Annotated in this window: 20 protein-coding genes; 7 read left to right on the top strand and 13 right to left on the bottom strand. The window is 67.7% G+C overall.

Annotation, left to right across the window (positions count from 1 at the left end):
• Positions 1-4: 4 nt before the first annotated feature.
• Positions 5-769, bottom strand: a complete 765-nt coding sequence (locus K1T73_RS15030; protein ID WP_220601480.1) for a hypothetical protein — start codon at positions 767-769, stop codon at positions 5-7.
• Positions 770-1043: 274 nt separating this feature from the next.
• On the opposite strand from K1T73_RS15030, the gene K1T73_RS15035 reads away from it, so the two are divergent.
• A complete protein-coding gene (locus tag K1T73_RS15035; protein ID WP_220601481.1) occupies positions 1044-2360 on the top strand; it encodes a M23 family metallopeptidase in 1317 nt (438 codons plus the stop codon).
• Positions 2350-2898 carry a polymer-forming cytoskeletal protein gene (locus K1T73_RS15040; RefSeq protein ID WP_220601482.1) on the top strand — a complete coding sequence of 183 codons (549 nt, stop codon included), beginning with the start codon at positions 2350-2352 and terminating at the stop codon, positions 2896-2898. Before K1T73_RS15035 ends, K1T73_RS15040 begins: the two co-directional genes overlap by 11 nt.
• A gap of 79 nt (positions 2899-2977) precedes the next feature.
• Here K1T73_RS15040 and K1T73_RS15045 read toward each other — a convergent pair whose 3' ends face one another.
• Positions 2978-3607, bottom strand: coding sequence for a TetR/AcrR family transcriptional regulator (locus tag K1T73_RS15045; RefSeq protein WP_220601483.1), 630 nt, complete (start codon positions 3605-3607; stop codon positions 2978-2980).
• A gap of 191 nt (positions 3608-3798) precedes the next feature.
• On the opposite strand from K1T73_RS15045, the gene K1T73_RS15050 reads away from it, so the two are divergent.
• Positions 3799-4737 (top strand): homocysteine S-methyltransferase family protein, encoded by a 939-nt coding sequence (locus K1T73_RS15050; protein WP_259400292.1) that lies wholly within the window; start codon positions 3799-3801, stop codon positions 4735-4737.
• A 63-nt stretch (positions 4738-4800) separates the two neighbouring features.
• On the opposite strand, the gene K1T73_RS15055 is transcribed toward K1T73_RS15050, so the two are convergent.
• From K1T73_RS15055 to K1T73_RS15085, 7 genes are all read right to left on the bottom strand, one after another.
• Positions 4801-6255: an amidohydrolase family protein gene (locus K1T73_RS15055; RefSeq protein ID WP_220601485.1), complete on the bottom strand. Its 1455-nt coding sequence runs from the start codon at positions 6253-6255 to the stop codon at positions 4801-4803.
• On the bottom strand, positions 6252-7187 hold the full coding sequence (locus K1T73_RS15060; protein ID WP_220601486.1) for a DUF6963 family protein: 936 nt from the start codon (positions 7185-7187) through the stop codon (positions 6252-6254). Before K1T73_RS15060 ends, K1T73_RS15055 begins: the two co-directional genes overlap by 4 nt.
• Before the next feature lie 195 nt (positions 7188-7382).
• Positions 7383-7967 carry an HNH endonuclease gene (locus K1T73_RS15065; protein ID WP_220601487.1) on the bottom strand — a complete coding sequence of 195 codons (585 nt, stop codon included), beginning with the start codon at positions 7965-7967 and terminating at the stop codon, positions 7383-7385.
• A 248-nt stretch (positions 7968-8215) separates the two neighbouring features.
• Positions 8216-8956: a YebC/PmpR family DNA-binding transcriptional regulator gene (locus K1T73_RS15070; protein WP_220601488.1), complete on the bottom strand. Its 741-nt coding sequence runs from the start codon at positions 8954-8956 to the stop codon at positions 8216-8218.
• Between the two features lie 108 nt (positions 8957-9064).
• The gene (locus K1T73_RS15075; RefSeq protein ID WP_220603770.1) at positions 9065-10780 is read right to left on the bottom strand and encodes an SLC13 family permease; all 1716 of its coding nucleotides are present in this window, start codon (positions 10778-10780) and stop codon (positions 9065-9067) included.
• Between the two features lie 62 nt (positions 10781-10842).
• Positions 10843-11787 (bottom strand): DMT family transporter, encoded by a 945-nt coding sequence (locus tag K1T73_RS15080; protein ID WP_220601489.1) that lies wholly within the window; start codon positions 11785-11787, stop codon positions 10843-10845.
• Positions 11784-12596: a TIGR00282 family metallophosphoesterase gene (locus K1T73_RS15085; RefSeq protein WP_220601490.1), complete on the bottom strand. Its 813-nt coding sequence runs from the start codon at positions 12594-12596 to the stop codon at positions 11784-11786. Before K1T73_RS15085 ends, K1T73_RS15080 begins: the two co-directional genes overlap by 4 nt.
• Before the next feature lie 103 nt (positions 12597-12699).
• On the opposite strand from K1T73_RS15085, the gene K1T73_RS15090 reads away from it, so the two are divergent.
• A complete protein-coding gene (locus K1T73_RS15090) occupies positions 12700-13725 on the top strand; it encodes a hypothetical protein (protein WP_220601491.1) in 1026 nt (341 codons plus the stop codon).
• 62 nt (positions 13726-13787) lie between these two features.
• Here K1T73_RS15090 and K1T73_RS15095 read toward each other — a convergent pair whose 3' ends face one another.
• Both K1T73_RS15095 and upp read right to left on the bottom strand, forming a co-directional pair.
• On the bottom strand, positions 13788-15179 hold the full coding sequence (locus K1T73_RS15095) for an SPOR domain-containing protein (RefSeq protein ID WP_220601492.1): 1392 nt from the start codon (positions 15177-15179) through the stop codon (positions 13788-13790).
• A 65-nt stretch (positions 15180-15244) separates the two neighbouring features.
• Positions 15245-15877 (bottom strand): uracil phosphoribosyltransferase, encoded by a 633-nt coding sequence (gene upp / locus K1T73_RS15100; protein ID WP_220601493.1) that lies wholly within the window; start codon positions 15875-15877, stop codon positions 15245-15247.
• 177 nt (positions 15878-16054) lie between these two features.
• Here upp and K1T73_RS15105 point away from each other — a divergent pair, with 177 nt between their 5' ends.
• The gene (locus K1T73_RS15105; protein WP_220601494.1) at positions 16055-18358 is read left to right on the top strand and encodes an NADP-dependent malic enzyme; all 2304 of its coding nucleotides are present in this window, start codon (positions 16055-16057) and stop codon (positions 18356-18358) included.
• Positions 18359-18744: 386 nt separating this feature from the next.
• Positions 18745-20637: a propionyl-CoA synthetase gene (locus K1T73_RS15110; RefSeq protein ID WP_220601495.1), complete on the top strand. Its 1893-nt coding sequence runs from the start codon at positions 18745-18747 to the stop codon at positions 20635-20637.
• A gap of 78 nt (positions 20638-20715) precedes the next feature.
• Here K1T73_RS15110 and K1T73_RS15115 read toward each other — a convergent pair whose 3' ends face one another.
• Both K1T73_RS15115 and K1T73_RS15120 read right to left on the bottom strand, forming a co-directional pair.
• Positions 20716-20913, bottom strand: coding sequence for a CsbD family protein (locus K1T73_RS15115; protein ID WP_220601496.1), 198 nt, complete (start codon positions 20911-20913; stop codon positions 20716-20718).
• A gap of 223 nt (positions 20914-21136) precedes the next feature.
• Entirely contained in the window at positions 21137-21898 is a 762-nt protein-coding gene (locus K1T73_RS15120; protein ID WP_220601497.1) for an NAD kinase, read from the bottom strand.
• A gap of 179 nt (positions 21899-22077) precedes the next feature.
• On the opposite strand from K1T73_RS15120, the gene glyA reads away from it, so the two are divergent.
• Positions 22078-23361: a serine hydroxymethyltransferase gene (gene glyA / locus K1T73_RS15125; RefSeq protein WP_220601498.1), complete on the top strand. Its 1284-nt coding sequence runs from the start codon at positions 22078-22080 to the stop codon at positions 23359-23361.
• Positions 23362-23401: the final 40 nt, after the last annotated feature.

The following is a 23401-nucleotide window of genomic DNA, read 5'->3' on the forward strand; positions in this document are numbered from 1 at the left end:
GGCCTTATCCCTTCTGGCGCTCCGCCACCTCGGCCAGGCGCTCGTAGAACGGGCGGTGATGCGCGAGATAGTCGCGCAGGTGCGGCGCCTCCTGCGCGGCCGCCTCGAACTTCTCCCGCGCACGCTCGGCATAGCCCTCCTCCATCGGGCGGATGCCGCTCGTGGCGCTCGCGGTGCCGTGCCACTTCTCGATCGCCTCCCAGTCGTCGGGCGTCTCCTCGCTCCAGTCGAAGGCCTGCGGCGCATCGCCCAGACCGTAGCCCTCCCAGAGCCGTGTCATTTCGGCGCGCGGATCGTTGCGGATGTCCTCGGCCCGAAGCACGACCGGGTCGTGCCCCGCATCGCGCAGCCCCTCGTAGTGACGCCACTGCGCCTCGATGCCGATTTCCTCGCTCGTGAAGTTCTTGTCGAGCCTGTAATAGGACGCGATCGCCGCCTCGGGCATCCGCACGAGGAACGCGTGGCGCAAACGGTCGCGAAACCCCTCGTCCCCGAGCAGCCTCGGCATCACGTAATAGCTCATGTCCTTGAAGAAGACCGGCGCCGCCTCGGCGCGCGTCTCGATCATCTCGCGGATGTCCTCGTAGTGCTTCGGATGCTCCGGATCCACGTCGAAATGCGGCGTGACCCCGGCCCGGCGCCCGACGTAGTAGTCGTACATGAAAGGCTCGTGGGCACAGTCCAGGTCGCCGCGCTCGCGCATGATCCGCTCGGTGGCGGTCGACATCGACCTCGGATGTGCCCAGAGGGCCAGGACGGGATGAGCCATCGGCGAATACTCCTTTTGCGTGCCTTCATGGGCAAACTTGCGCCGACCGACGCGGTTGTCAAACCGCCCCCGGCTTCGCGTTCCGCATACACTTCACCGCCCAAACCGTTGCATATCGGCAATAATTCGCCACTCGGCGGGGATCAGCCGGGTTTTCTGGGCCCGGACTCGCAAATTTCTTGCCCACGGGTTATCCGCTCGGTATCGACTTGCCCCAAGGTGTGCCACCAGATGCGCACCATCCGAGGGCACGGACGAATTCAGAGGACGGATCTTGCGAACACGTTTGGCTATCCGGCTGCACGCCATTCTCGAGCGGTATTTCCCGGAACGCAGGGTCTTCCTGCGCTCGGATACCGAAACCCGGTTCATACGTCTGAAACCCGGCTCCCAGCTTCTCGCCTTCGCGGGCGCCTCGCTGGTGGTGTCGTGGACGATCATCGCGACGGCGATCCTGCTGATGGACAGCATCGGCTCGGGCAATTTCCGCGAACAGGCCAAGCGCGATCAGCGCATCTACGAAGAGCGGCTCAACACGCTCTCGGCCGAACGCGACAAGCGCGCCGAGGAAGCCCGCGAAGCGCAGGAGCGTTTCAACTCCGTTCTGGCACAGGTTTCGATCATGCAGTCGGAACTCCTGGCCTCCGAAACCCGCCGCCGCGAGATGGAAAAGGGTGTCGATGTCATCCAGACGACGCTGCGCCGCATCATGCGCGAACGCGACGATGCGCGTGAACAGGTGGCCTCGCTCACCGAAGCCGCGGGCGCCGACGGCGCCACGACCCTCGCCGGGGGCGACCCGGCCGACGGGCAGACGCTTGATTTCGTCACCGCCGCGCTCGCCGAGACGGCCGAGGAGCGCGACAAGGTCATCGCCGACGCGCAATACGCGATCCAGCAGGCCGAGGAGATGGAATACGAAATCCGCCTCATGCAGGACCGCAACGACCAGATCTTCCGCCAGCTCGAAGACGCGATGTCCATCTCGGTCGAGCCGCTCGACAAGATGTTCCGCAAGGCCGGCCTCAACACCGACTCGCTGCTCGATAGCGTGCGCCGGGGCTACTCCGGCCAGGGCGGCCCGCTCACGCCCCTCTCGATCTCGACCAGCGGAGGAGAGCTCACGCCCGACGCGATCCGTGCCAACGCCATCCTGAACCAGCTCGACAAGATCAATCTCTACCGGCTCGCCGCCGAACGCGCGCCCTTCGATACCCCGCTCAAGACCTCCTTCCGCTTCACCTCCGGCTTCGGTCAGCGGTGGGGAAGGCTGCACGCGGGAACCGATTTCGCGGGCGCACACGGCTCGCCCATCTACGCCACCGCCGACGGCGTCGTGATTCACGCGGGCTGGCAGTCCGGCTATGGCCGCCTCGTCAAGATCCAGCACGATTTCGGCATCGAAACCCGCTACGCTCACAATTCCAAGCTCTACGTGAAAAAGGGGCAAAGGGTATCGCGCGGGGACAAGATTGCTGCTATGGGTAACACCGGACGTTCGACCGGCACCCACCTGCATTACGAAGTCCGCGTCGGCGGCAAAGCCGTAAACCCCATGACCTACATCAAGGCTGCACGAGATGTTTTCTAAGAGCAAGATCAACGATCCGAGCCCCAAGCCCGCCGACCAGGGCGCGCCCAAGGCCGACACCAAACCCTCCGAGTCGTCGAAGCCCGCCACCTCCTCTTCGAGCGATTTCAAGGCCACCGCGCCCAAGGCGAAACCGCCCGCATCGGTCCTGTCGTCGGATTTGCACATCACCGGCAATCTCAAGACGACCGGCGACATCCAGGTCGAAGGCACCGTCGAGGGGGACATCCGCGCGCATCTGCTCACCGTCGGCGAAGGCGCCACCATCAAGGGCGAGATCATCGCCGACGACGTGGTCATCAACGGCCGCATCGTGGGCCGCGTGCGCGGCCTCAAGGTCCGCCTCACCTCCACCGCGCGGGTCGAGGGCGATATCATCCACAAGACCATCGCCATCGAATCGGGCGCGCATTTCGAAGGCTCGGTCCAGCGTCAGGACGATCCGCTGAACGGCAAGGCCAAGACCGGCACCCAGCCGCAGCAGGCCGGCGCCAGCGCGGCCCCCGCCCAGGCACAGGCGACCAGCTCCGCCGGCTGAGGCACGCCCCGGACACTCGCGGCGCGGCCCACCGCCGCCCGTTCGCAAAAGGCACCCTGTTTCGGCAGCGGTGCCTTTTTCATGCCGCCTCGCCCGATCCGGGCGGCGCGAACAGCAGCTTGATGTAGGTCCGCAACTGCATGATCTGCCGCGCGACCAGTTCCCGCTCCTCCAGCACCTTCTGCAGGATGATGGCGCCCTCCATGACCCCCGACACCATGTCGCCCAGCGCGTCGAGGTCGATCTCCTGCCGCGGCGGATGACGCGCGGCGATCTCGGCGAACATCGCCCGGAACCGCGCCCGCCAGGCAAGGATCGCGTGCCGGTTCAACGCCCGCACGCCATCGTCGAACAGCCGATCCTGGTAGGCTGCCGCCGCGATGATACAGCCCGGATGCCCGTTCGGCAGATCGCTCAGCATCTCCGCCATGAGCTTCAGCCCGATCAGCATCGCGTGCAGCGGATCGTCGTCGAGATCGCGCGCGCGATCGAAGATATCGTCGAAAAGCGCGTCCTCCGCGGCGATGTATCGCTCCAGCATGGCGCGGGCCAAGGCGTTCTTGTCCCTGAAATGATAGAAGAACCCGCCGCGCGAGATCTCCGCTGCCGCCACGATCTCCTCGATCGAGGTGGCATCGAATCCCTTCTCCAGCACCGCCTTTTCCGCGATGTCGAGGATGACGGATCTGCGGTCGGTTTTCCGCGCCATGCGCCCTGATCCACTGTACCACGAGTCCACTTGACCGCGGCTCCATGAGGGCCCCGCCAGCGGCAGCGCCTCAAGCATCTGAAATTACGAACGAAAAAATTGCCTCCTACCATACCACGCGTTCACTCGTCGCGCCACCGTTCCGCCCTGTATTCCCCTCCTATCGCAAGACAAGGAGAGACCCGATGCGAATGGACACTCTGAAAAACACCGACAGGTTCTACCTGTCCGACGGCGGGCTCGAGACCTGGATGGTCTTCGAGGAAGGCTTCGACCTGCCCTGCTTCTCGGCCGCCGTCCTTCTCGACACCGCCGAGGGCCGCGCCGCGCTCACCGCCTATTTCGAGCGGTTCATCGCGCTTGCCCGCGACAGCGGACGCGGCTTCGTGATGGACACGCCCACCTGGCGCTGCGGCGCGGCCTGGGCAGCCCCGCTGGGGCTCGGCCTGCACGAGACGCTGGCCATCAATGGCCGCGCGACCGCGTTCATGGCGGCCATCCGCGACCGGCACGAAACCGCGCAGCTTCCGATCCTGCTCAACGGGCTGGTGGGTCCGGCGGGCGACGCCTACGCACCGGACGTGGCGCTCGGCCCCGATGAGGCGTGTCTCGTCCACACGCCGCAGGTCCGGGCACTCGCCGCCGCGGGTGTCGACATGATCAGCGCCATGACCCTCACCCACGCGGGCGAGGCCGCCGGGATCGCGCAGGCCGCGGCCGAGATCGACCTGCCGGTCGTGATCTCCTTCACGCTCGAGACCGATGGCCGCCTGCCCTCGGGCGAGCCGCTGGACGAGGCCATCGCCGAGGTCGATGCATGGACGGGCGCCGCGCCGCTGCACTACATGATCAACTGCGCGCATCCCGACCACTTCCGCGATGTCGTGGCAAACCCCGCCCCCTGGCTCGACCGGATCGGCGGCGTTCGGGCCAATGCCTCGAGGATGAGCCACGCCGAACTCGACGCCTCCGAGGTGCTCGATGACGGTGACCCGGTCGAGCTCGGCGCGCTGCACGGGGATCTGCTGCGGCTGCTTCCGAACCTGCGGATCATCGGCGGCTGCTGCGGCACCGATCACCGGCACGTGGGTTGCATCGCGGGCCACGCCCACCGGCGCAGGGCCGCCTGAACCCGACCGGAAAGGGGCGGCGGGCACGACCACGCCCGCCGCCCGGGGCGGGCCGCCAAGGCCCTACGCCACCTCGCGCCGAAGCACCTGCCCGGGCCGCGCCCCCGTCGCGCGGCCCTCGCGCCAGATCACCTCGCCATTGGCGATCACCTGCGCGATCCCCTCCGCCCGCTGCGTCGGTGCCTCGAACGTCGCGCGGTCGCGCACCGTATCCGCGTCGAACAGAACGAGATCCGCGAACGCCCCTTCCCGCACCACCCCACGGTCGCGAAACCCGAACTCCGCCGCCGTCAGACCCGTCATCTTGTGCACCGCCGTCTCGAGGTCGAAAAGGCCCATCTCCCGGCTGTAGCGGCCCAGGACGCGCGGGAATGTTCCCCAGAGGCGCGGATGCGGGAACGTGTCATGCGGCAACCCGTCCGAGCCGATCATCGTCGGCGCGAAGGCCAGGATGCGGCTCACATCCTCCTCGACCATGGTGAAATAGACCGCTCCCGCCGGTTGCAGCCGCGCCACCGCCTCTTCGAGCGTGCCGCCAAGCTCGGCCACCACCTCCGCGAGGTCGCGCCCCGCCATATCCGGCCTCCCCCGCGACCACGTCACCAGCGTCCGGGGCGACCGCGCCGCATGTTCCGCCGTCAGGATCGTCGAGGACGCGACATAGGGATAACAGTCGAGGCTCACGCCCTGCGCCTCGCGCGCGCGGGCGATCGTGGCCAGCGTCTCGACCGAGCGGCCATGCATGGCGGTATCCGACAGCTTGTGATGCGAGATGAGCGTCTGCACCCCCAGCGCGCGCCCGATCTCGAAACTCTCGGCCAGCGCCGCGTCGCTCGCCTTGCCCTCGTCGCGCATATGGGTGGCGTGCAAGCCGCCGAATGGCACCATCGGGCGGCAGACCTCTATCACCTCCTCGGTGGTCGCGGCCCGCGCGGGCGGATAGGCGAGGCCCGTCGAGACCCCGATCGCGCCGGCTTCCATCGCCTCCTCGACCAGCGCCTGCATCACCGCGATCTCGTCCCCGGTCGCCGCGCGCTCGAGGTCCGCCATCGCGATCGCGCGCAGCGTCGTGTGACCAACGTAGCACGCCACGTTGACCGCCGCCGGTGTCTCGCGCAACGCCGCGGCATAGTCGGCGAAGGACTTGAAGCGGTACCACTCCCCGCTCGCATCCAGCAGATCGAGCGGCGGCGTCACCGGCTGCGGCACGGGCACCGGCATGGGGGCGAGCGATATGCCGCAATTCCCGGCCACCACCGTGGTCACCCCCTGGCTCACCTTCGCGGCCATGTCCGGATCGGCCAGCACGGCGCGGTCGTCATGGGTATGCGCGTCGATGAATCCGGGGGCGAGGATCAGCCCGCTCGCATCCACCTCCCGCGCGGCCCGCGCTGCCGACAGATCGCCGACCGTCGCGATCCGGTCACCGCTCACGCCGACGTCACCCGTCATGCGCGGCGCGCCCGTGCCGTCGATGATCGTCGCATTGCGGATGATAAGGTCATGGCTGCGTGTCATCGCGCGTCTCCTCCGGGGTCCCGGCACCAGACCATCGCCTCTTCCGCGCCACCGTCAAGCCCGATCCGGCCCTCAGCGATCCGCGCGTCGACATCCGACAGCACGACGCCCACGCGGCGGCCCCGCTCCCAGACCGGCGCGCCCGAGGCGATGACGGTCACGGGCCGCGTGCCCGTCGCGGGGCGCGGCTCCGCCACCGTTACCTCCGCCACCTCGCCCCGCGCCCCCAGCACGACCCGATCCGCGCCGCCGCCGGTCACCGGCACCCCGCCCGCGACCGGCGCCAGCGCATAGCGCCCCTCGCGGCCCATCAGCCGGGCGGCGATCACCTGGCTCACCACCTCTGCCACCTCGACCCCCGGCGGCGCGTGCAACGAGTTGCACAGAAGCGCAAAGCCCCGGCCCTCCGCGATCTCCGAGGCGTGACCGAGGTCGCGCCGCCGCGCCACCCGTTCGGAATTGGCCCAGGCCACCGCGCCCCCGGCGGCCACCGCGATCAGCCCCGCATCCGCCTCGGGCGCCGCGGCCATCACCGCGCCGACCGCCTCCGCAACCGGCACACCGCGCGCCATCCGGTCCAGCACCGCGCGGTTGAGCGGCACGCCATCCGGCCCCGCCCGGTTCGGCAGGCGATGCCCGGTAACAAGCCCGACCTGCCCCGCGCCGACGAGGAACTGGCCCAACGGCTCCGGCCGATCCGGCCCGCTCGAGATGATCGCGGCGACGCGCGCCTCCTCCATCCCGGCGCAGGGCCCGAGCGCGCGCACCCCGCCCCGCTGGCACGACACCTGCCGGTGATGCCCCGCCCGGTCGAGCACCGACAGCACCGCAAAGCCGCCCACGTCGCCGCGCCCGATCACCTCGGCGGCGCGCACGCCCTCGCGGACGGCCCGCGCCGCGCCCTCTCCGAATGCCGCGATGCCGATGGTCATCCCCGCTCTCCCCGCGCGATCTCGTTAACCTTTCGCGCCGCACGCCGCGTTAACGCCACCCGCGACTCGGCTTTCACCGACACGATACCGACATGATACCGACGTCGGAACCGACGCTCCGGACCCCGTTAACCAAGGGGCGCCCCGCCTTTGGAAGAATTTTCGACACCGAAGGCCGCGCGCCGCGTTAACCGCTCACGCTTCGAGCTCGGCATCCCAGTAGAGGAAATCGAGCCAGCTCTCATGCAGGTATCCCGGCGGGAACCTCCGGCCCATGTTGCGCAGTTCCTCGGCCTCCGGCGCCCTCGGCGCCTTGCGCAGGCTCATGCCCGCCCGGCGCAGGCTCTTCGCGCCCTTCTTCAGGTTGCAGCCCGAGCAGGCTGCCACCACGTTCTCCCAGCTTGTCCTGCCCCCCGCCGCGCGGGGCACCACATGGTCGAAGGTGAGGTCCCCCTTCGCCCCGCAATACTGGCACCGGAATTCGTCCCTCAGGAAAAGATTGAAGCGCGTGAAGGCCACGCGCTTCTGGGGTTTTACGTAATCCTTCAGGACGATGACCGAGGGGATCCTGATCTCCATCGAGGGGCTTCGGACGACATCCTCGTATTCCGCCACGATGTCCACCCGGTCGAGCCACCGGGCCTTCACCGCCTCCTGCCAGGTCCAGAGGCTGAGCGGGTAGTAGCTCAGCGGACGGTAATCGGCATTCAGCACCAGCGCCGGGTGATCCCGAAGCGCGCCCGGACTTCGCACGAATTCCGTCCTGAACTCCCCATCCATCCTCGGCGCCTCCACCCTCGCGCGGTCCCGTCTGGTGCCACTATATCCGGTGGACGACATCTGACAAGCCACCAGATGCAAGGGCGGTCTCGCGCGGGACCGGACGCTGCGCCTTGCGCGTATACGCCTTCTTAACCCGGCTGTGTCATCCTGGCACGATCACGTTTCGTGGGCCGTCCGGTCACCGCGCCCGCGCCCCAAGGATAAAAGGAGGATCCGCTCGCACGCGTGGGCTTCGCCGCCATGGGCTAAAGCTCCGCCATCACCTCGTCGGAGGCTTCGAAATTGGCCGTGACGCGCTGCACGTCGTCGTCATCTTCCAGCGCCTCGATGAGCTTCATGAGCTTCTGCATCCCCTCGAGGTCCATCTCGGTGGTGGTCACCGGCTTCCAGACGAGGCGCGTCGCCTCGCTCTCGCCAAGCGCGGCCTCGAGCGCGTTCGACACCTCGTTGAGGTCGGTATCCGCGCACCAGATGTAATGCGCGTCCTCGCCGCTTTCGACGTCCTCGGCGCCCGCTTCGATCGCGGCCATCATGATCGTGTCCGCGTCGCCCGCATCCGCCGGGTAGACGACCTCGCCCTTGCGCTCGAACATGAAGCCCACGCTGCCGGTCTCGCCGAGGTTGCCGCCGTTTTTCGAGAAGGTCGAGCGCACGTTCGACGCCGTGCGGTTGCGGTTGTCGGTCATCGCCTCGACGATCACCGCCACGCCGCCCGGTCCGTAACCCTCGTAGCGGATTTCCTCGTAATCCTCGGCGTCACCGCCCATCGCCTTCTTGATGGCGCGGTCGATATTGTCCTTGGGCATCGACTGCGCCTTGGCCTCCTTCACCGCAAGGCGCAGGCGCGGGTTCTTCTCGGGGTCCGGGTCGCCCATCTTGGCGGCCACGGTGATCTCCTTCGAGAGCTTGGAAAAGAGCTTTGCCCGCACCGCGTCCTGCCGCCCCTTGCGGTGCTGGATGTTGGCCCATTTCGAATGCCCTGCCATAGGGTGCCTCCGCTCAGATGGTTGGTTCGCGCCCCATATAGGGCAAGCCCCCCGTGCCCCGCAAGACAAGGCGCGCCGCCACCGCCCGCGCGCGCCCCGCCCCCGGGTTCAGAGCGGCCAGATCAGCGGGATGAGCGCCGAGGCCAGGAGCCCCACGCTCAGGTTGAGCGGCACGCCCACCTTCAGGAAATCGGTGAAGCGATAGCCGCCGGGCCCGTAGACCAGCGTGTTGGTCTGGTAGCCGATGGGCGTCGCGAAGCTCGCGCTCGCCGCCACCATCACCGCCACCACCAGCGGGCGCGGGTCTATGCCCATCGCCTCCCCGAGACCGATGGCGATCGGGGTGATGACGACCGCGACGGCATTGTTGCTGATCATCTCGGTCATGATCGAGGTGATGAGATAGACCGCGTAGATCACCACCACGCCGGGCATGAGCGCCAGGTAAGGTGCCAGCGCCTCCACGATGAGCGCCACCGCGCCCGAGGATTGCAGCGCGGCGCCCACCGCCAGCATAGAGAAGATGAGCGCCAGAAGCTGCCCCTCCACATAGGAAAAGGCTTCGTCCGCATCGACGCAGCCAGTGAGAAGCACCACCGCCATCGCGATCACCGCGAGCACGAGGATCGGCGCGACCCCGAGCCCCGCCAGCACCACGAGGCTCAGCAGCGCCGCCACCGCGAGCGGCGCGTGCCCCCGGCGGAACGCCCGCGCCGAGGGCTGCGAGACATCGACGAGGTTCATCTCCGAGGCCAGCCGCTTGATGTCCTCGGGCGCCCCCTCGAGCAGGAGCGTATCGCCGACCCGCACGATCAGGTCTTCCAGTTGCCGGCCGATATTCTGGTTCCGCCGATGCACCGCCAGCGGATAGACCCCGAAGCGCCGGCGCAGCCGGAGCGAGCCGAGCGAGCGGCCCACCATCTTGCAGTCGGGCGTGATGAGCACCTCGACCGTCTTCGTCTCGACGGCCGAGACCTGGTCGACGCGCTTGAGGCTCTTGTTGCGTTGCAGGCTCAGCAACTCCGTCATCTGCGTCCGCAACACGACCCGGTCCCCGACCTGGAGCTCGACCCCCTCGAGGTTGCGCCTGAGCGACTGGTCGCCGCGGATCACGTCGACGAGGCGCACGCCCTCCCGCTTGAAGAGCTGCACGCCCAGCACCTCGCGCCCGATGAGGTTGCTGTCCGGCGGGATCACCGCCTCGGTGAAGAACTTCATCTTCGAGCGATCCGACAGCATGTCCGCCATGCTGTCACGCCGCGGCAGCAGGTAGGGTCCGATGAACCGCAGATAGATCATGCCCCAGGCCACCAGCACCGCCGCCAGCGGCGTCACCTCGAAGATCGTGAAGGGCGCAAGCCCCTGCGTCCGCGCCACGCCATCCACCAGGAGGTTGGTCGAGGTCCCGATCAGGGTGAGCGTGCCGCCCAGGATCGCCGCATAGCTGAGCGGGATGAGCAGCTTCGACGCCGGGATGCCCATGGTCCGCGCGATCTGCACGAAGACCGGGATCATGACCACGACGACGGGGGTATTGTTCATGATCGCGGACCCCACCACCACGAAGAGCATGAGCATCGCCACCGCGAGCTTGGGATGCGTCCGCGCCTTGGTGTCCGCGATCGCGGTGAACGCCTCGAGCGCGCCGGTCCGCACCAGCGCCCCCATGATGATGAACATCACCGCGATCGTCCACGGCGCCGGGTTCGACAGCACGTCAAGCGCCGCGTCATAAGGCAAAAGCCCCAGGACCAGGAGTGCCGCGACCCCGCCCATCGCGACCACCTCGACGGGATAGGTCTCGCGGATGAACAGGACGAACATCACGGCGACGACCCCCAGGGCGAGCAACGCCTCGGCGGTCTCCGACAGGATGAAATAGGATGTCACGCGCGTGGTGCCTCTTCTGCTGGACGCCCATCATCCGTCATGGCGCGCCCCGGCACAAGCACCCGCACCGCCCTCGGTTGCACAAGGAACATCCCCACCATCATCACCGCGAGCGCGAGCCAGACCCAGGCCGAATAGCGCTCGTCGAGAAGGCCCATGGACCAGAGCACGCCGGTCGCCGTGACCACGTAGCTCGTCTGCGCGGCAAAGACCGACCCCGCCCGCCCGACGAGCCACACGTAACAGGCATAGACGATTCCGTGGACCGCCGCCCCCACCACGAGCGCAAGCTCCGGCAGGCCCACGCCCTCGAGCGGGTTGATCCACTGGCCCGTGACCAGCGACACGGGCAGCATGATGCAAAGCCCGATGAGCGACGCGCTGAAGATGACCTGCATCGGGTCGAGGCCCTGCGTGCCCCATTTCGCCACGAGGTTGCCCTCGGTCGCGTAGAGCATCGGCGCCAGCAGCGCCACCAGCACCCAGATCCCCGACCCTTCCGACAGGCTCGCCTTCGGACCCACGAGCAACACGATGCCCAGAAGGCCGCAGGCCACGCCGAGGAACCTGCGCGCCTCGAACCGTTCGTTCCCCAGCAGAAGCGCGATGGGCAGCGAGAACATCGCGACCGTCGAGGTGGTGATCGACATCACGCCTCCCGACAGGGTGATCGCGGCGATGTAGTAGAAGATGTCGGGCAACACCGCCCCGCAAAAGGCCACCATGACGAAAAGAGCGAGGTATTTCCGCCCGAAAACCAGCCGCTTGCCCCGCATCAGGATGATCGCGCCCAGCACGACGATGACCGTGACAAGCTGCCAGAAGATCAGGCCGAAGGGCTGATGCCCCGTGCTCACCGCCACCTTGGCCAGCGGGATCGTGAGGCCCCAGCCCGTCCCCATGACCAGCAGGACGGCATAGAGGAAAAGCCGCTCTCTCACACGCCGGCCTCCCGCAGCCGTCCGCCCTGCCGCACCATCTCGATCCGCGTGGCGCGGCCCGTGCGGTCGTCGGTCTCCACATAGACACCCGACAGCGTCGCCTCGCCCGTCGCGGGCTCGAACCGCGCGCCCGGCATCCCGGTGACGAAGCGGCGCATGGGCTCGTCCTTCTCCATGCCGATGACGCTCAGGTAATCGCCGCACATCCCGGCATCGCTCAGGTAGCCGGTGCCCCCCGGAAGGATCATCGCGTCGGCGGTCGGCACATGCGTATGCGTGCCCACGACAAGACTTGCGCGGCCGTCGCAGAAATGGCCAACCGCCATCTTCTCGCTCGTGGCCTCGCAATGGATATCGACCAACGCGGCCTGAACCGCACCGCCCAGCCGATGCGTGTTCAGCACCCGGTCCAGCGCCGAGAACGGATCGTCATAGGGCTGTTTCATGAAGACCTGCCCCAACGCCTGCGCCACCAGCACCTTGCGCCCCCGCGCATCGGTGAAGACCCGCGCCCCCTGCCCCGGCGCGGATTTCGCCACGTTGAGCGGGCGGATGATGCGCGGCTCCGCATCCGCGAATTGCAGCATGTCCTTCTGGTCGAACGCATGATCGCCCAGCGTGAGCACATCGGCCCCCGCCTCCAGCAAGGCGCGCGCATGACCGGCGTTGAGGCCACGGCCATTCGTCGCGTTCTCGCCGTTGACGACCACGAAATCGAGCCGCCACGCCTCGCGCAGGGCGGGAAGCCCACCGATCACGGCCTGCCGCCCGGCCCGGCCCATCACGTCACCAAGAAAAAGCAGTCTCATGCCGCGGAGTTAATGCGTTTCCCGCGCCCGCCGCAAGGCAATTGCCGCCCCATTCGCACGCTGTTACTATCGCCCCGAAGAGGCAGAGCAGGCCCGCACATATATGACCGCACTGAGCGAGTATGACCGGCTCGAGGCGACCGGCCTCTGGCGCGCCTCCCCCGAGGCACAGCGCAGCGAGGTGATCGTCTCGCTGGGCGACGCGACGCTTGTGCTCTCGGACATGGCCGAACGGCCGCTTGCCCACTGGTCGCTGCCGGCCGTGATCCGCGCGAATCCCGGCGAACGCCCGGCGGTCTATCATCCCGACGGCGATCCGGGCGAGACGCTCGAACTGGGCGAGGATGCGCCCGAGATGATCGCCGCCATCGAAAAGCTGCGCTCCGCCATCGCCCGGTCCCGGCCCCGCCCCGGCCGCCTGCGCCGCGCCATCGCCATCGCCATCGTCGCCGCGATCGTGGGCATGATCGTCTTCTGGCTGCCCGGTCAGCTTCGCCGTCACGCCGTCGCCGTGGTCCCCGCGGTCAAGCGGGCCGAGATCGGCGACGCCCTGCTCGCACAGATGCAAAGCGTCACGGGCGCCCCCTGCGCCGAACCGGGCGGCAGCGCCGCCCTCGCCCGTCTGGCCCAACGCCTCGCGCCGCCCGATGGCAGCTCGCGGCTCCTCGTCATGCCCGACGGCGTTACCGACACCGTGGCGCTTCCAGACGAGACGATCCTTATCTCGCGGCGACTCGTCGAGGATCACGAGGATCCCGACGTGCTGGCCGGCCACGTCATCGCGGCGCATATGCGGGCGCGCGGCGCCGACGAATTGTCGCGCCTGCTCGAGCGCGCGGGCACATTGGCCACGATCCACCTTCTGACGACCGGCGAACTGCCCGGCTCGGCGCTGCGGCAATACGCGCGCCACCTGCTCTCGACCAAGCCCGCGCCGCTCTCGGACGAGGTGCTGCTCGACGGGTTCCGCACCTGGTCCGTCCGCTCGACGCCCTACGCCTACGAACGCGACATCTCGGGAGAAAGCACGCTGGGGCTGATCGAGGCCGATCCCTTCGCGGGCCAGACGCTCGAGCCCGTCCTGCCCGACAGCGACTGGCTCCGCCTCCAGGGCATCTGCGAAAGCTGAGCCCGCCACGAAAAAGGGGCCACCGTCGCCGATGACCCCTTACTGGATTTCTGCGTGGCCTTTCAGCGGACCCGAGCGTTCCCGAACCCGGAGGCGCGCACCCGCGCGAGGCCCGCGCTCAGCGCGCTCTCGCCGCGAAACGGCCCGGCCATCACGACCGCATAGCTCTGGCCGCCCTTGTTGAGCGTCCCGAGCCGCGTGGTGATCCCCGTCCGCGCAAGCTGCCGGCCCGCGGCCTCGGCCTGCGCGCGGCTGGCATAGACACCCGCCTGCACGTAGCTGGGCGTCGCGCCCTCGCGCACGACCCTCGCCTGCGGCTGCGCCACGGCCTGCGGCTGCACCGCTTGCGCGGCGGCCCGCGCCTTCTCGGGGATCGCGCCCCGCGACGACACGATCGGCTGGCCCGCATGGCTCATCTGCTCGTAGGAGGTGTAGGGATGGCGCAGCCCGGGATAGGCCGGCGTCACCACGCGCCCCGTCTCGCGCACGATCAGTTCACGCGGCACCGTCTTGGTCCAGATCAGCTCCATCCGCCGCTTGCCCTCGAAATACTGGTGCGCCCGATGCGGGTTGAGCCGTCCGTCCATCCAGACCCGCTTGTAGCCCTCGGGCACCTGCACGCCCGCGGTCGCGATGCGCTGCTTGGCATAGACATGGCGCGGCGCCACGCGCACCGGCGGGCTCTGCACCGTTGCCGGGGTGACGGCAGGCTTGGTCACGACCACGACGGGTGCGGCGACCGCATGGCTCGGCGCCGCTGTCGCGGTGGTGGTCCGGTAGGTCCTGACCGGGGTATGGCCGCGCATATCGCCCGCCACGATCCCGTCATGCGGCGCCTCGGCCTGCGGGCCACAGCGCACGTCGGCGCCGCGCATGTGACGCGCCGAAACGGGGCTCAGACCCGGGCAGGCCGTGGCGACCCGGCGCACCGTCTTCGTCGGGGCGGGCTTGGCGACCACCTTCGGCGCCGGCGCGGTCTCGACCACGACGGGCTTGTAGACCGTCTGTGCAACCGGCCGCACGAGCTGCGGCGCGGGCTTGCGCGCCGGCTGCGCCTTGACCGCGACGGTCGGCTTGGGCTGCGGCTTGGGTGCGGCCCGCACCACCTTCTTCGGCGCGGGCTTGGCCTGCGCCACGGCGGCGGGTTTCGGTTTCGCCGCCGGGGCAGTCGCCGCGGGCGCGGGATCGGGCGCAGGCCGCGCCCCCGCCAGCGTCGGCTGATACCCGCAGACGACCTTGCGGCTCCGAGCGACGCGCGGCACCCATGTCACGTTACCGTCGATCCCCGCGCGGATGAACACACAGCCCCGGCTGTCGACATATTGCCGGCCCTGGTAGGATGCGGGCGGAAACTCCGCCGGCTCGGAGATGTCTCTCAAGGTCTGTGCCTGGGCCAGGCCCAACGCACCGGACGCCGCGATCACGGCGATCGCGATAACTCTGGTCAGTTTCATTTTGCCCCCACAAGATGTAGGGGAAGCTTGCCGCAATTCGGCTACGCAGTAAACCTAAATCCGCGTCACTTCGTCCCGAACATGCGGTCGCCGGCATCGCCGAGACCAGGCAGGATATACCCGATGTCGTTGAGCTTCTCGTCGAGCGACGCGGTCACGATCGGGACGTCCGGGTGCGCCTCCTTCATCCGCGCCACGCCCTCAGGCGCCGCCAGCAGGCAGAGGAAGCGGATATCCGTGGCCCCGGCCTTCTTCACGAGATCCACCGCCGCCGCGCTCGAATTGCCGGTGGCGAGCATCGGGTCCACGAGGATCACCAGCCGTTCATGCAGGTTGTCGGGCACCTTGAAATAGTATTGCACCGGCTGAAGCGTCTCCTCGTCCCGGTAAAGCCCCACGAAGCCGACCCGCGCCGAGGGGATGAGCTCGAGCATCCCGTCCAGCAGCCCGTTGCCCGCCCGCAGGATCGAGATGAGGGCAAGCTTGCGCCCCGCCAGGACCGGCGCATCCATCTCGCACAGGGGGGTCTCGATCCGCCGCATCTCCATCGGAAGCTGGTAGGTCACCTCGTAGGCCAGAAGCTGGCTGATCTCGCGCAGAAGCTGCCGGAACACGGCGGTCGAGGTGTCCTTCTCGCGCATGAGGGTAAGCTTGTGCTGCACGAGCGGATGTTTCACGACGGTCAGATGCTGGTCCATGGGCGCTCCCGGATTTCTGCCGGGCCGCCCCCGGGGCGGCCCTTCCTTCTTTCGGGTCCAAATACCCACAAACCCGGCCCGACGCCAGAGCACAGGACGCATTTGCACGTGCGCGGCCGCCGTGCGAACGTGACGTGACGACCGCCAACACCGCGTTTTCACGTGCAAGGACCCCCCATGACCGACACGCCCGACAGCGACACGCCCCCCTCCGCCCGCGAACTGGCCCGCAAGGCCGCGCTCGACTACCACGAGTTTCCCGAACCCGGAAAGCTCGAGATCCGCGCGACCAAGCCGCTCGCCAACGGCCGCGATCTCTCGCGGGCCTATTCGCCGGGCGTGGCCGAGGCCTGCCTCGAGATCGGGGCCGACCCCGCCAACGCCTCGCGCTTCACCGCGCGCGGCAACCTCGTCGCGGTGGTGACGAACGGCACGGCGGTGCTGGGGCTGGGCAATATCGGGCCGCTCGCGTCCAAGCCGGTGATGGAGGGCAAGGCGGTGCTCTTCAAGAAATTCGCCGATATCGACTGTTTCGACATCGAGCTCGACGAAAGCGACCCCGAGCGCCTGGCCGAGATCGTCTGCGCGCTCGAGCCCAGCTTCGGCGCGATCAACCTCGAGGATATCAAGGCGCCCGACTGCTTCATCGTCGAGAAGATCTGCCGCGAGCGCATGAATATTCCCGTCTTCCACGACGACCAGCACGGCACCGCGATCGTCGTCGGGGCCGCGGCCACCAACGCCCTGCGGGTGGCAGGCAAGCGTTTCGAGGATATCAAGATCGTCTCGACGGGCGGCGGCGCCGCGGGCATCGCCTGTCTCAATCTGCTGCTCAAGTTGGGCGTCCGGCGCGAGAACGTGTGGCTCTGCGACATTCACGGCCTGGTGTACAAGGGCCGCTCCGAGGACATGACCTCGCAGAAGGCAGCCTACGCGCAGGCCACCGACAAGCGAACGCTGGACGACGTGATCGAAGGCGCGGACCTCTTCCTGGGGCTCTCGGGCCCCGAGGTCCTGACGCCAGCGATGGTCGCGCGGATGGCGCCTGCGCCCATCGTCTTCGCGCTCGCCAATCCCACCCCCGAGATCATGCCCGATCTCGTGCGCGAGGTGGCGCCGCAAGCGATCATCGCGACGGGCCGGAGCGATTTTCCCAATCAGGTCAACAACGTCCTCTGCTTTCCCTTCATCTTCCGCGGCGCGCTCGACGTGGGCGCGACCGAGATCAACGACGCGATGCAACTCGCCTGTGTCGAGGGGATCGCGGCGCTCGCGCGCGCCACGACCTCGGCCGAGGCGGCGGCGGCCTACAAGGGCGAGGACATGAGCTTCGGGCCGGACTACCTCATCCCCAAGCCCTTCGACCCGCGCCTCTCCGGGATCGTGTCGACCGCCGTGGCACGCGCCGCCATGGAAACGGGCGTGGCCACGCGCCCCATCGCCGATCTCGACGCCTACAAGACCCGTCTCGACGCAGCACAGTTCAAATCCGCCCTGCTCATGCGTCCCGTCTTCGAGGCCGCCCGCAAGGAAACCCGCCGCATCGTCTTCGCCGAGGGCGAGGACGAGCGCGTGCTGCGTGCCGCGCAGGCCGTGCTCGAGGAGACCAACGAACAGCCCATCCTCATCGGCCGCCCCGACGTGATCCAGACCCGCTGCGAGCGTCTGGGCCTCGACATCCGGCCCGACCGCGACGTGACCATCGTCAACCCGCAGGACGACCCGCGCTATCGCGACTACTGGGGCAGCTATCACCGGATCATGCAGCGGCGCGGCGTGACGCCCGACCTCGCGCGCGCCGTGATGCGCACGAACACCACGGCCATCGGCGCCGTCATGGTCCATCGCGGCGAGGCCGAAAGCCTCATCTGCGGCACCTTCGGAGAGTTTCGCTGGCATCTCAACTACGTCAACCAGGTGCTCGGCAATGACGGCTACAGCCCGCATGGCGCGCTGTCGATGATCATCCTCGAGGATGGGCCGCTCTTCATCGCCGACACCCATGTGCGCGTCTTTCCCAGCCCCGAGAACCTCGCGCAGTCGGCCATCGGCGCCGCGCGCCACGTCCGCCGCTTCGGGATCGAGCCCAAGGTCGCCTTCTGCTCGCAATCGCAATTCGGCAACCAGGGCGAGGATTCCGGCAAGCGTCTGCGCGCGGCGATCCGCCTCCTCGATGAGCGCGACCCCGGCTTCTGCTACGAGGGCGAGATGAATGTCGACACGGCGCTCGATCCCGAACTGCGCGCGCGGCTCCTGCCCGACAACCGGATGGAGGGTGCGGCCAACGTGCTCATCTTCGCCAATGCCGACGCCGCCTCGGGCGTGCGCAACATCCTCAAGATGAAGGCCGGCGGGCTCGAGGTGGGGCCGATCCTGATGGGCATGGGCAACCGCGCCCATATCGTCACGCCCGGCGTGACGGCGCGCGGGCTTCTCAACGTGGCCGCCATCGCCGGAACGCCGGTCGCGCATTATGGCTGAGGCGAAATCGGGTGTAAGCAAGAAAAAACCGCCGGCACTCCTCGTGCCGGCGGTCGCCATTCGGAAGAAGATCACTTCTTCGTGGTTTTCTCACCCGGCTTGGCCGGCTTCTGCTTCTTGTCGCCCATGGCAACGTGACCCTTGAAAGCTGGACAGGCCCCATGCCCGTCCGCCCCGCCACGCTAGCGCGACTCGCCCCGCGCCTCTGTCGGATTTTCGACATGCCACAGGTCGAAAACCGACCTCGCGGGGATCGCGCCGACGACTTCCGCGGCCAGGGGATACAGCCGAGGTCGCTGCCAAGACGATATGTCACCGCCAACCCCCTTGCCGCCACGGCCCGCGCTGCGTAACACGTTTACCCAGTGGAAAGGCAGGAGGGTCTCATGCGCTACGAAGATGTCTATCAGGGCTGGAAGGACGACCCCGAGGGGTTCTGGATGCGTGAAGCCGAACGCATCGACTGGGTCACCCCACCCTCCCGCGCGCTTTTCGACCGGGGCGACCACATCTACGAATGGTTCGCCGACGCCGAGGTCAACACCTGCTGGAACGCTGTCGACCGCCATGTCGAGAACGGGCGCGGCGACCAGGCGGCGATCATCCATGACAGCCCCGTCACCGGCAGCAAATCGACCCTCACCTTCGCCGAGTTGCGCGACCGCACGGCCTCGCTCGCCGGCGCATTGCGGGCCAAGGGGGTCGAGGCGGGCGACCGGGTCATCATCTACATGCCCATGGTCCCCGAGGCCGTCGTCGCCATGCTGGCCTGCACGCGCCTCGGCGCGATCCATTCCGTCGTCTTCGGGGGCTTCGCATCGAGCGAGCTTGCCGTGCGCATCGACGATGCCAAGCCCAAGGCCATCATCGCGGGTTCCTGCGGGCTCGAGCCGGGGCGCGTCGTGGCCTACAAGCCGCTCGTCGACGGAGCCATCGAACAAGCGAAACACAAGCCCGACTTCACCATCATCTACCAACGCGAGCCCGAGACCGCCGACCTCAAGCACGGCTTCGATTTCGACTGGGACGAGGTGCAGGAGGACGTGGAGCCCGCCGAATGCGTGCCCGTGCGCGGCGACCACCCGGCCTATATCCTCTACACCTCCGGCACGACCGGCGCGCCCAAGGGCGTGGTGCGCCCCACCGCGGGTCATCTCGTGGCGCTCAACTGGTCGATGAAGGCTGTCTACAACGTGGATCCCGGCGACGTTTTCTGGGCCGCCTCGGATGTGGGCTGGGTCGTGGGACACTCCTATATCTGCTACGCGCCGCTCATCCACGGCAACACCACCGTGGTGTTCGAGGGCAAGCCCATCGGCACCCCCGACGCCGGCACCTTCTGGCGCGTCATCTCCGAGCACGGGGTCAAGAGCTTCTTCACCGCCCCCACGGCCTTCCGCGCGGTCAAGCGCGAGGATCCCAAGGGCGAATTCATCGAGAAATACGACCTGTCGTGCCTCAACGCGATCTATCTCGCCGGAGAGCGCGCCGACCCCGACACGATCGAATGGACCATGGAAAAGACCGGCAAGCCCGTCTACGACCACTGGTGGCAGACCGAGACGGGCTGGCCCATGGTGGCCAACCCCACGGGGATCGAGGTGCTTCCGGTCAAGATCGGCTCGCCCACCGTGCCGATGCCGGGTTACGACATCCACATTCTCGATCCCGAGGGGCATGAACGGGCCCCGGGCGAGCTTGGCTCCATAGCGGTCAAGCTGCCCCTGCCGCCCGGCACGCTGCCGACCCTCTGGAACGCGCCCGAGCGGTTCCGCAAATCCTACCTCTCCACCTTCCCCGGCTATTACGAGACGGGCGACGCGGGCATGAAGGACGAGGACGGCTACCTCTGGATCATGGCGCGCACCGACGACGTGATCAACGTCGCGGGCCACCGCCTTTCGACCGGCGGAATGGAAGAGGTGCTGGCCTCCCACCCCGACGTCGCCGAATGCGCCGTCATCGGCATCTCGGACGAGTTCAAGGGACAACTTCCGGTAGGGTTCGTCTGCCTCACCAAGGGCGTCGACCGCCCGGCCGAGGAAGTGGCGAAGGAGTGCATCCAGCTCGTTCGCGACCGGATCGGCCCCGTGGCCTCCTTCAAGCTCTGCTGCGTCGTGGACCGCCTGCCCAAGACGCGCTCGGGCAAGATCCTGCGCGCCACGATGGTCAACATCGCCGACGGCCGCGAATTCAAGATCCCCGCCACGATCGACGACCCGGCCATTCTCGAGGAAATCCGCGAGGCGCTCGAGGGGCTGGGACTGGCCAGGGAGTAAGGCGGCACTCCGCATGGAGACGAAAAAGGGCGGCCCGTCGGGGCCGCCCGTTACTCGTTACGCGATGCTGGCTGAAGTTCAGACGCGGGCCGCGAAGTCGTCGACCTGGCGTTCCGCTTCTTCCTTCGCGATGCCGTATCTCTCCTGGATCTTGCCGACGAGCTGTTGACGCTCGCCCGCGGCCTCGTCCAGTTCGTCATCGGTCAGTTTGCCCCATTGTTCCTTGGCCTGACCCTTGAGCTGCGTCCAGTTGCCTTTGATCTGGTCCCAATTCATGGCGTGTCTCCTCTCGGTGTTTCATGTCTGCGGCGCGCTCACGCGCCGTCCTGATCTGACAACCGGAGGCACCCCCGAAATGTTCCAGCCGACGGGTGCAATTCGTGAAAGCGGGCGAAATGCCGCGCGCGCCGTGTTCAGACCTCGGGCGACTCACCCTTCACCGACACGATACCGACATGATACCGACGTCGCACCGACGTGGGGTCCGGTCCGTTAACCTTCAGACGAACTGTTCGCGCAGAAGCCGCTCCTCGAGCCCGTGGCCGGGATCGAAAAGGATGCGGTGCCGGATATCCGGGCGCGATGTCACCTCGACCCAGAGGACGTTTTCCACGTGCCGGCTGTCGGCATCGGCCATCACCGGGCGCTTCTCGGGATTGAGCACGTCGAAGCGCACCTTCGCCGTCTTCGGCAAGAGCGCGCCGCGCCACCGCCTGGGCCGGAACGCCGCCACCGCCGTCAGCGCCAGAACATCGGATCCGATCGGCAGAATCGGGCCATGCGCGCTGTAATTATAGGCCGTCGAGCCCGCCGGCGTGGCCAGCAGCGCCCCGTCACAGACCAGCTCCTCGAGCCGCATGTGCCCGTCCACGTGGATCTGGAGCTTCGCCGCCTGCTGTCCGCCGCGCAGGAGCGATACCTCGTTGATCGCCAGCGCCTCGTGCAGTTCCCCGTCGGTAGTCTTCGCCTTCATCTCGAGCGGGTTGATCACTTCCTCGATCGCGGCCTCCAGCCGCTCAGGCAGGTCGTCCTCGCTGAAATCGTTCATCAGGAAGCCGACCGTGCCGCGGTTCATGCCATAGACCGGCACATCCAGTTCCTGCGTGCGGTTGAGCGTGCTCAGCATGAAACCGTCCCCGCCCAGCGCGACGATCACGTCAGCCTCGGCCTCGGGCACATGCCCAAACCTCTGGGCCAGTCGCGCGCGCGCATGTCCGGCCCGGTGCATCTCGCTTGCGACAAAGGCGATGCGGCGGCTCATGCGGGCCCTTGCTCCCCGTTTCCCATCGGCACAGACGGGCGCGCATCCACGACGCCCCGTCCCGACCTGCACCATCCATGTCGCAGGCTCAAGCTTTATTGTCGATTTAGCGGCTTACACGACGTCACCGTTTCCGATAGGAAATCGGGTCAACGACACCTTTTGCGGAGCTTTTCCCGATGTCTTCATCCGAGTTCTTCACCCAGCCTCTCAGCGAGCGGGACCCCGACGTCTACAAGGCCATTCGCGACGAGCTTGGCCGTCAGCGCGACGAGATCGAGCTCATCGCGTCCGAGAACATCGTCTCTGCGGCGGTGATGGAGGCGCAGGGTTCGGTCATGACCAACAAGTATGCCGAGGGTTATCCCGGCCGGCGCTACTACGGCGGGTGCCAGTATGTCGACGTGGCCGAGAACCTCGCCATCGACCGCGCCAAGCAGCTTTTCGGCTGCGAGTTCGCCAACGTGCAGCCCAACTCCGGCAGCCAGGCCAACCAGGGCGTCATGCAGGCGCTCATCCAACCGGGCGACACCATCCTCGGCATGAACCTCGCGTCGGGCGGGCACCTCACCCACGGCGCGGCCCCGAACCAGTCGGGAAAATGGTTCAACGCCGTGCAGTACGGCGTGCGCAAGCAGGACAACCTCATCGACTATGACGAGGTCGAGGCGCTTGCCAAGGAGCATCGGCCCAAGATCATCATCGCCGGCGGCTCGGCCATCCCGCGCCAGATCGACTTCGCCAGGTTCCGCGAGATTGCGGACATGGTGGATGCTTATCTGCACGTCGACATGGCGCATTTCGCGGGCCTGGTGGCGGCGGGCGAACATCCCTCGCCCTTCCCGCATGCCCACGTGGCGACCACGACGACGCACAAGACCCTGCGCGGCCCGCGCGGCGGCATGATCCTCACCAATGACGAGACCATCGCCAAGAAGGTCAATTCCGCGATCTTTCCCGGCATTCAGGGCGGCCCGCTCATGCACGTCATCGCGGCCAAGGCCGTGGCCTTCGGCGAGGCGCTGCGCCCCGAGTTCAAGGACTACCAGAAGCAGGTCCGCAAGAACGCCGTGGCGCTCGCCGACCAGCTCATGAAAGGTGGGCTCGACATCGTGACCGGCGGCACCGACACGCATGTGATGCTGGTCGATCTGCGGCCCAAGAAGGTGACGGGCAACATCACCGATGCGGCCCTCGGTCGCGCGCATATCACCACCAACAAGAACGGCATCCCCTTCGACCCCGAGAAACCCACGGTGACGAGCGGCATCCGCCTCGGCACGCCCGCCGGCACGACGCGCGGCTTCAAGGAGGACGAGTTCCGCGAGATCGCCGACCTCATCGTCGAGGTGGTGGACGGCCTGGCGGCCAACGGCCCCGACGGCAACGGAGAGGTCGAGGAGCGGGTCAAGGGCAAGGTCGCCAAGCTCTGCGCGCGCTTCCCGCTCTACCCGGACCTCTGATGCCCGCGAGGGATTGAATACCGGGGGCGGTGTTGGACAG

It is taken from the genome of Roseovarius sp. SCSIO 43702 (assembly GCF_019599045.1).
GTDB lineage: Bacteria > Pseudomonadota > Alphaproteobacteria > Rhodobacterales > Rhodobacteraceae > Roseovarius.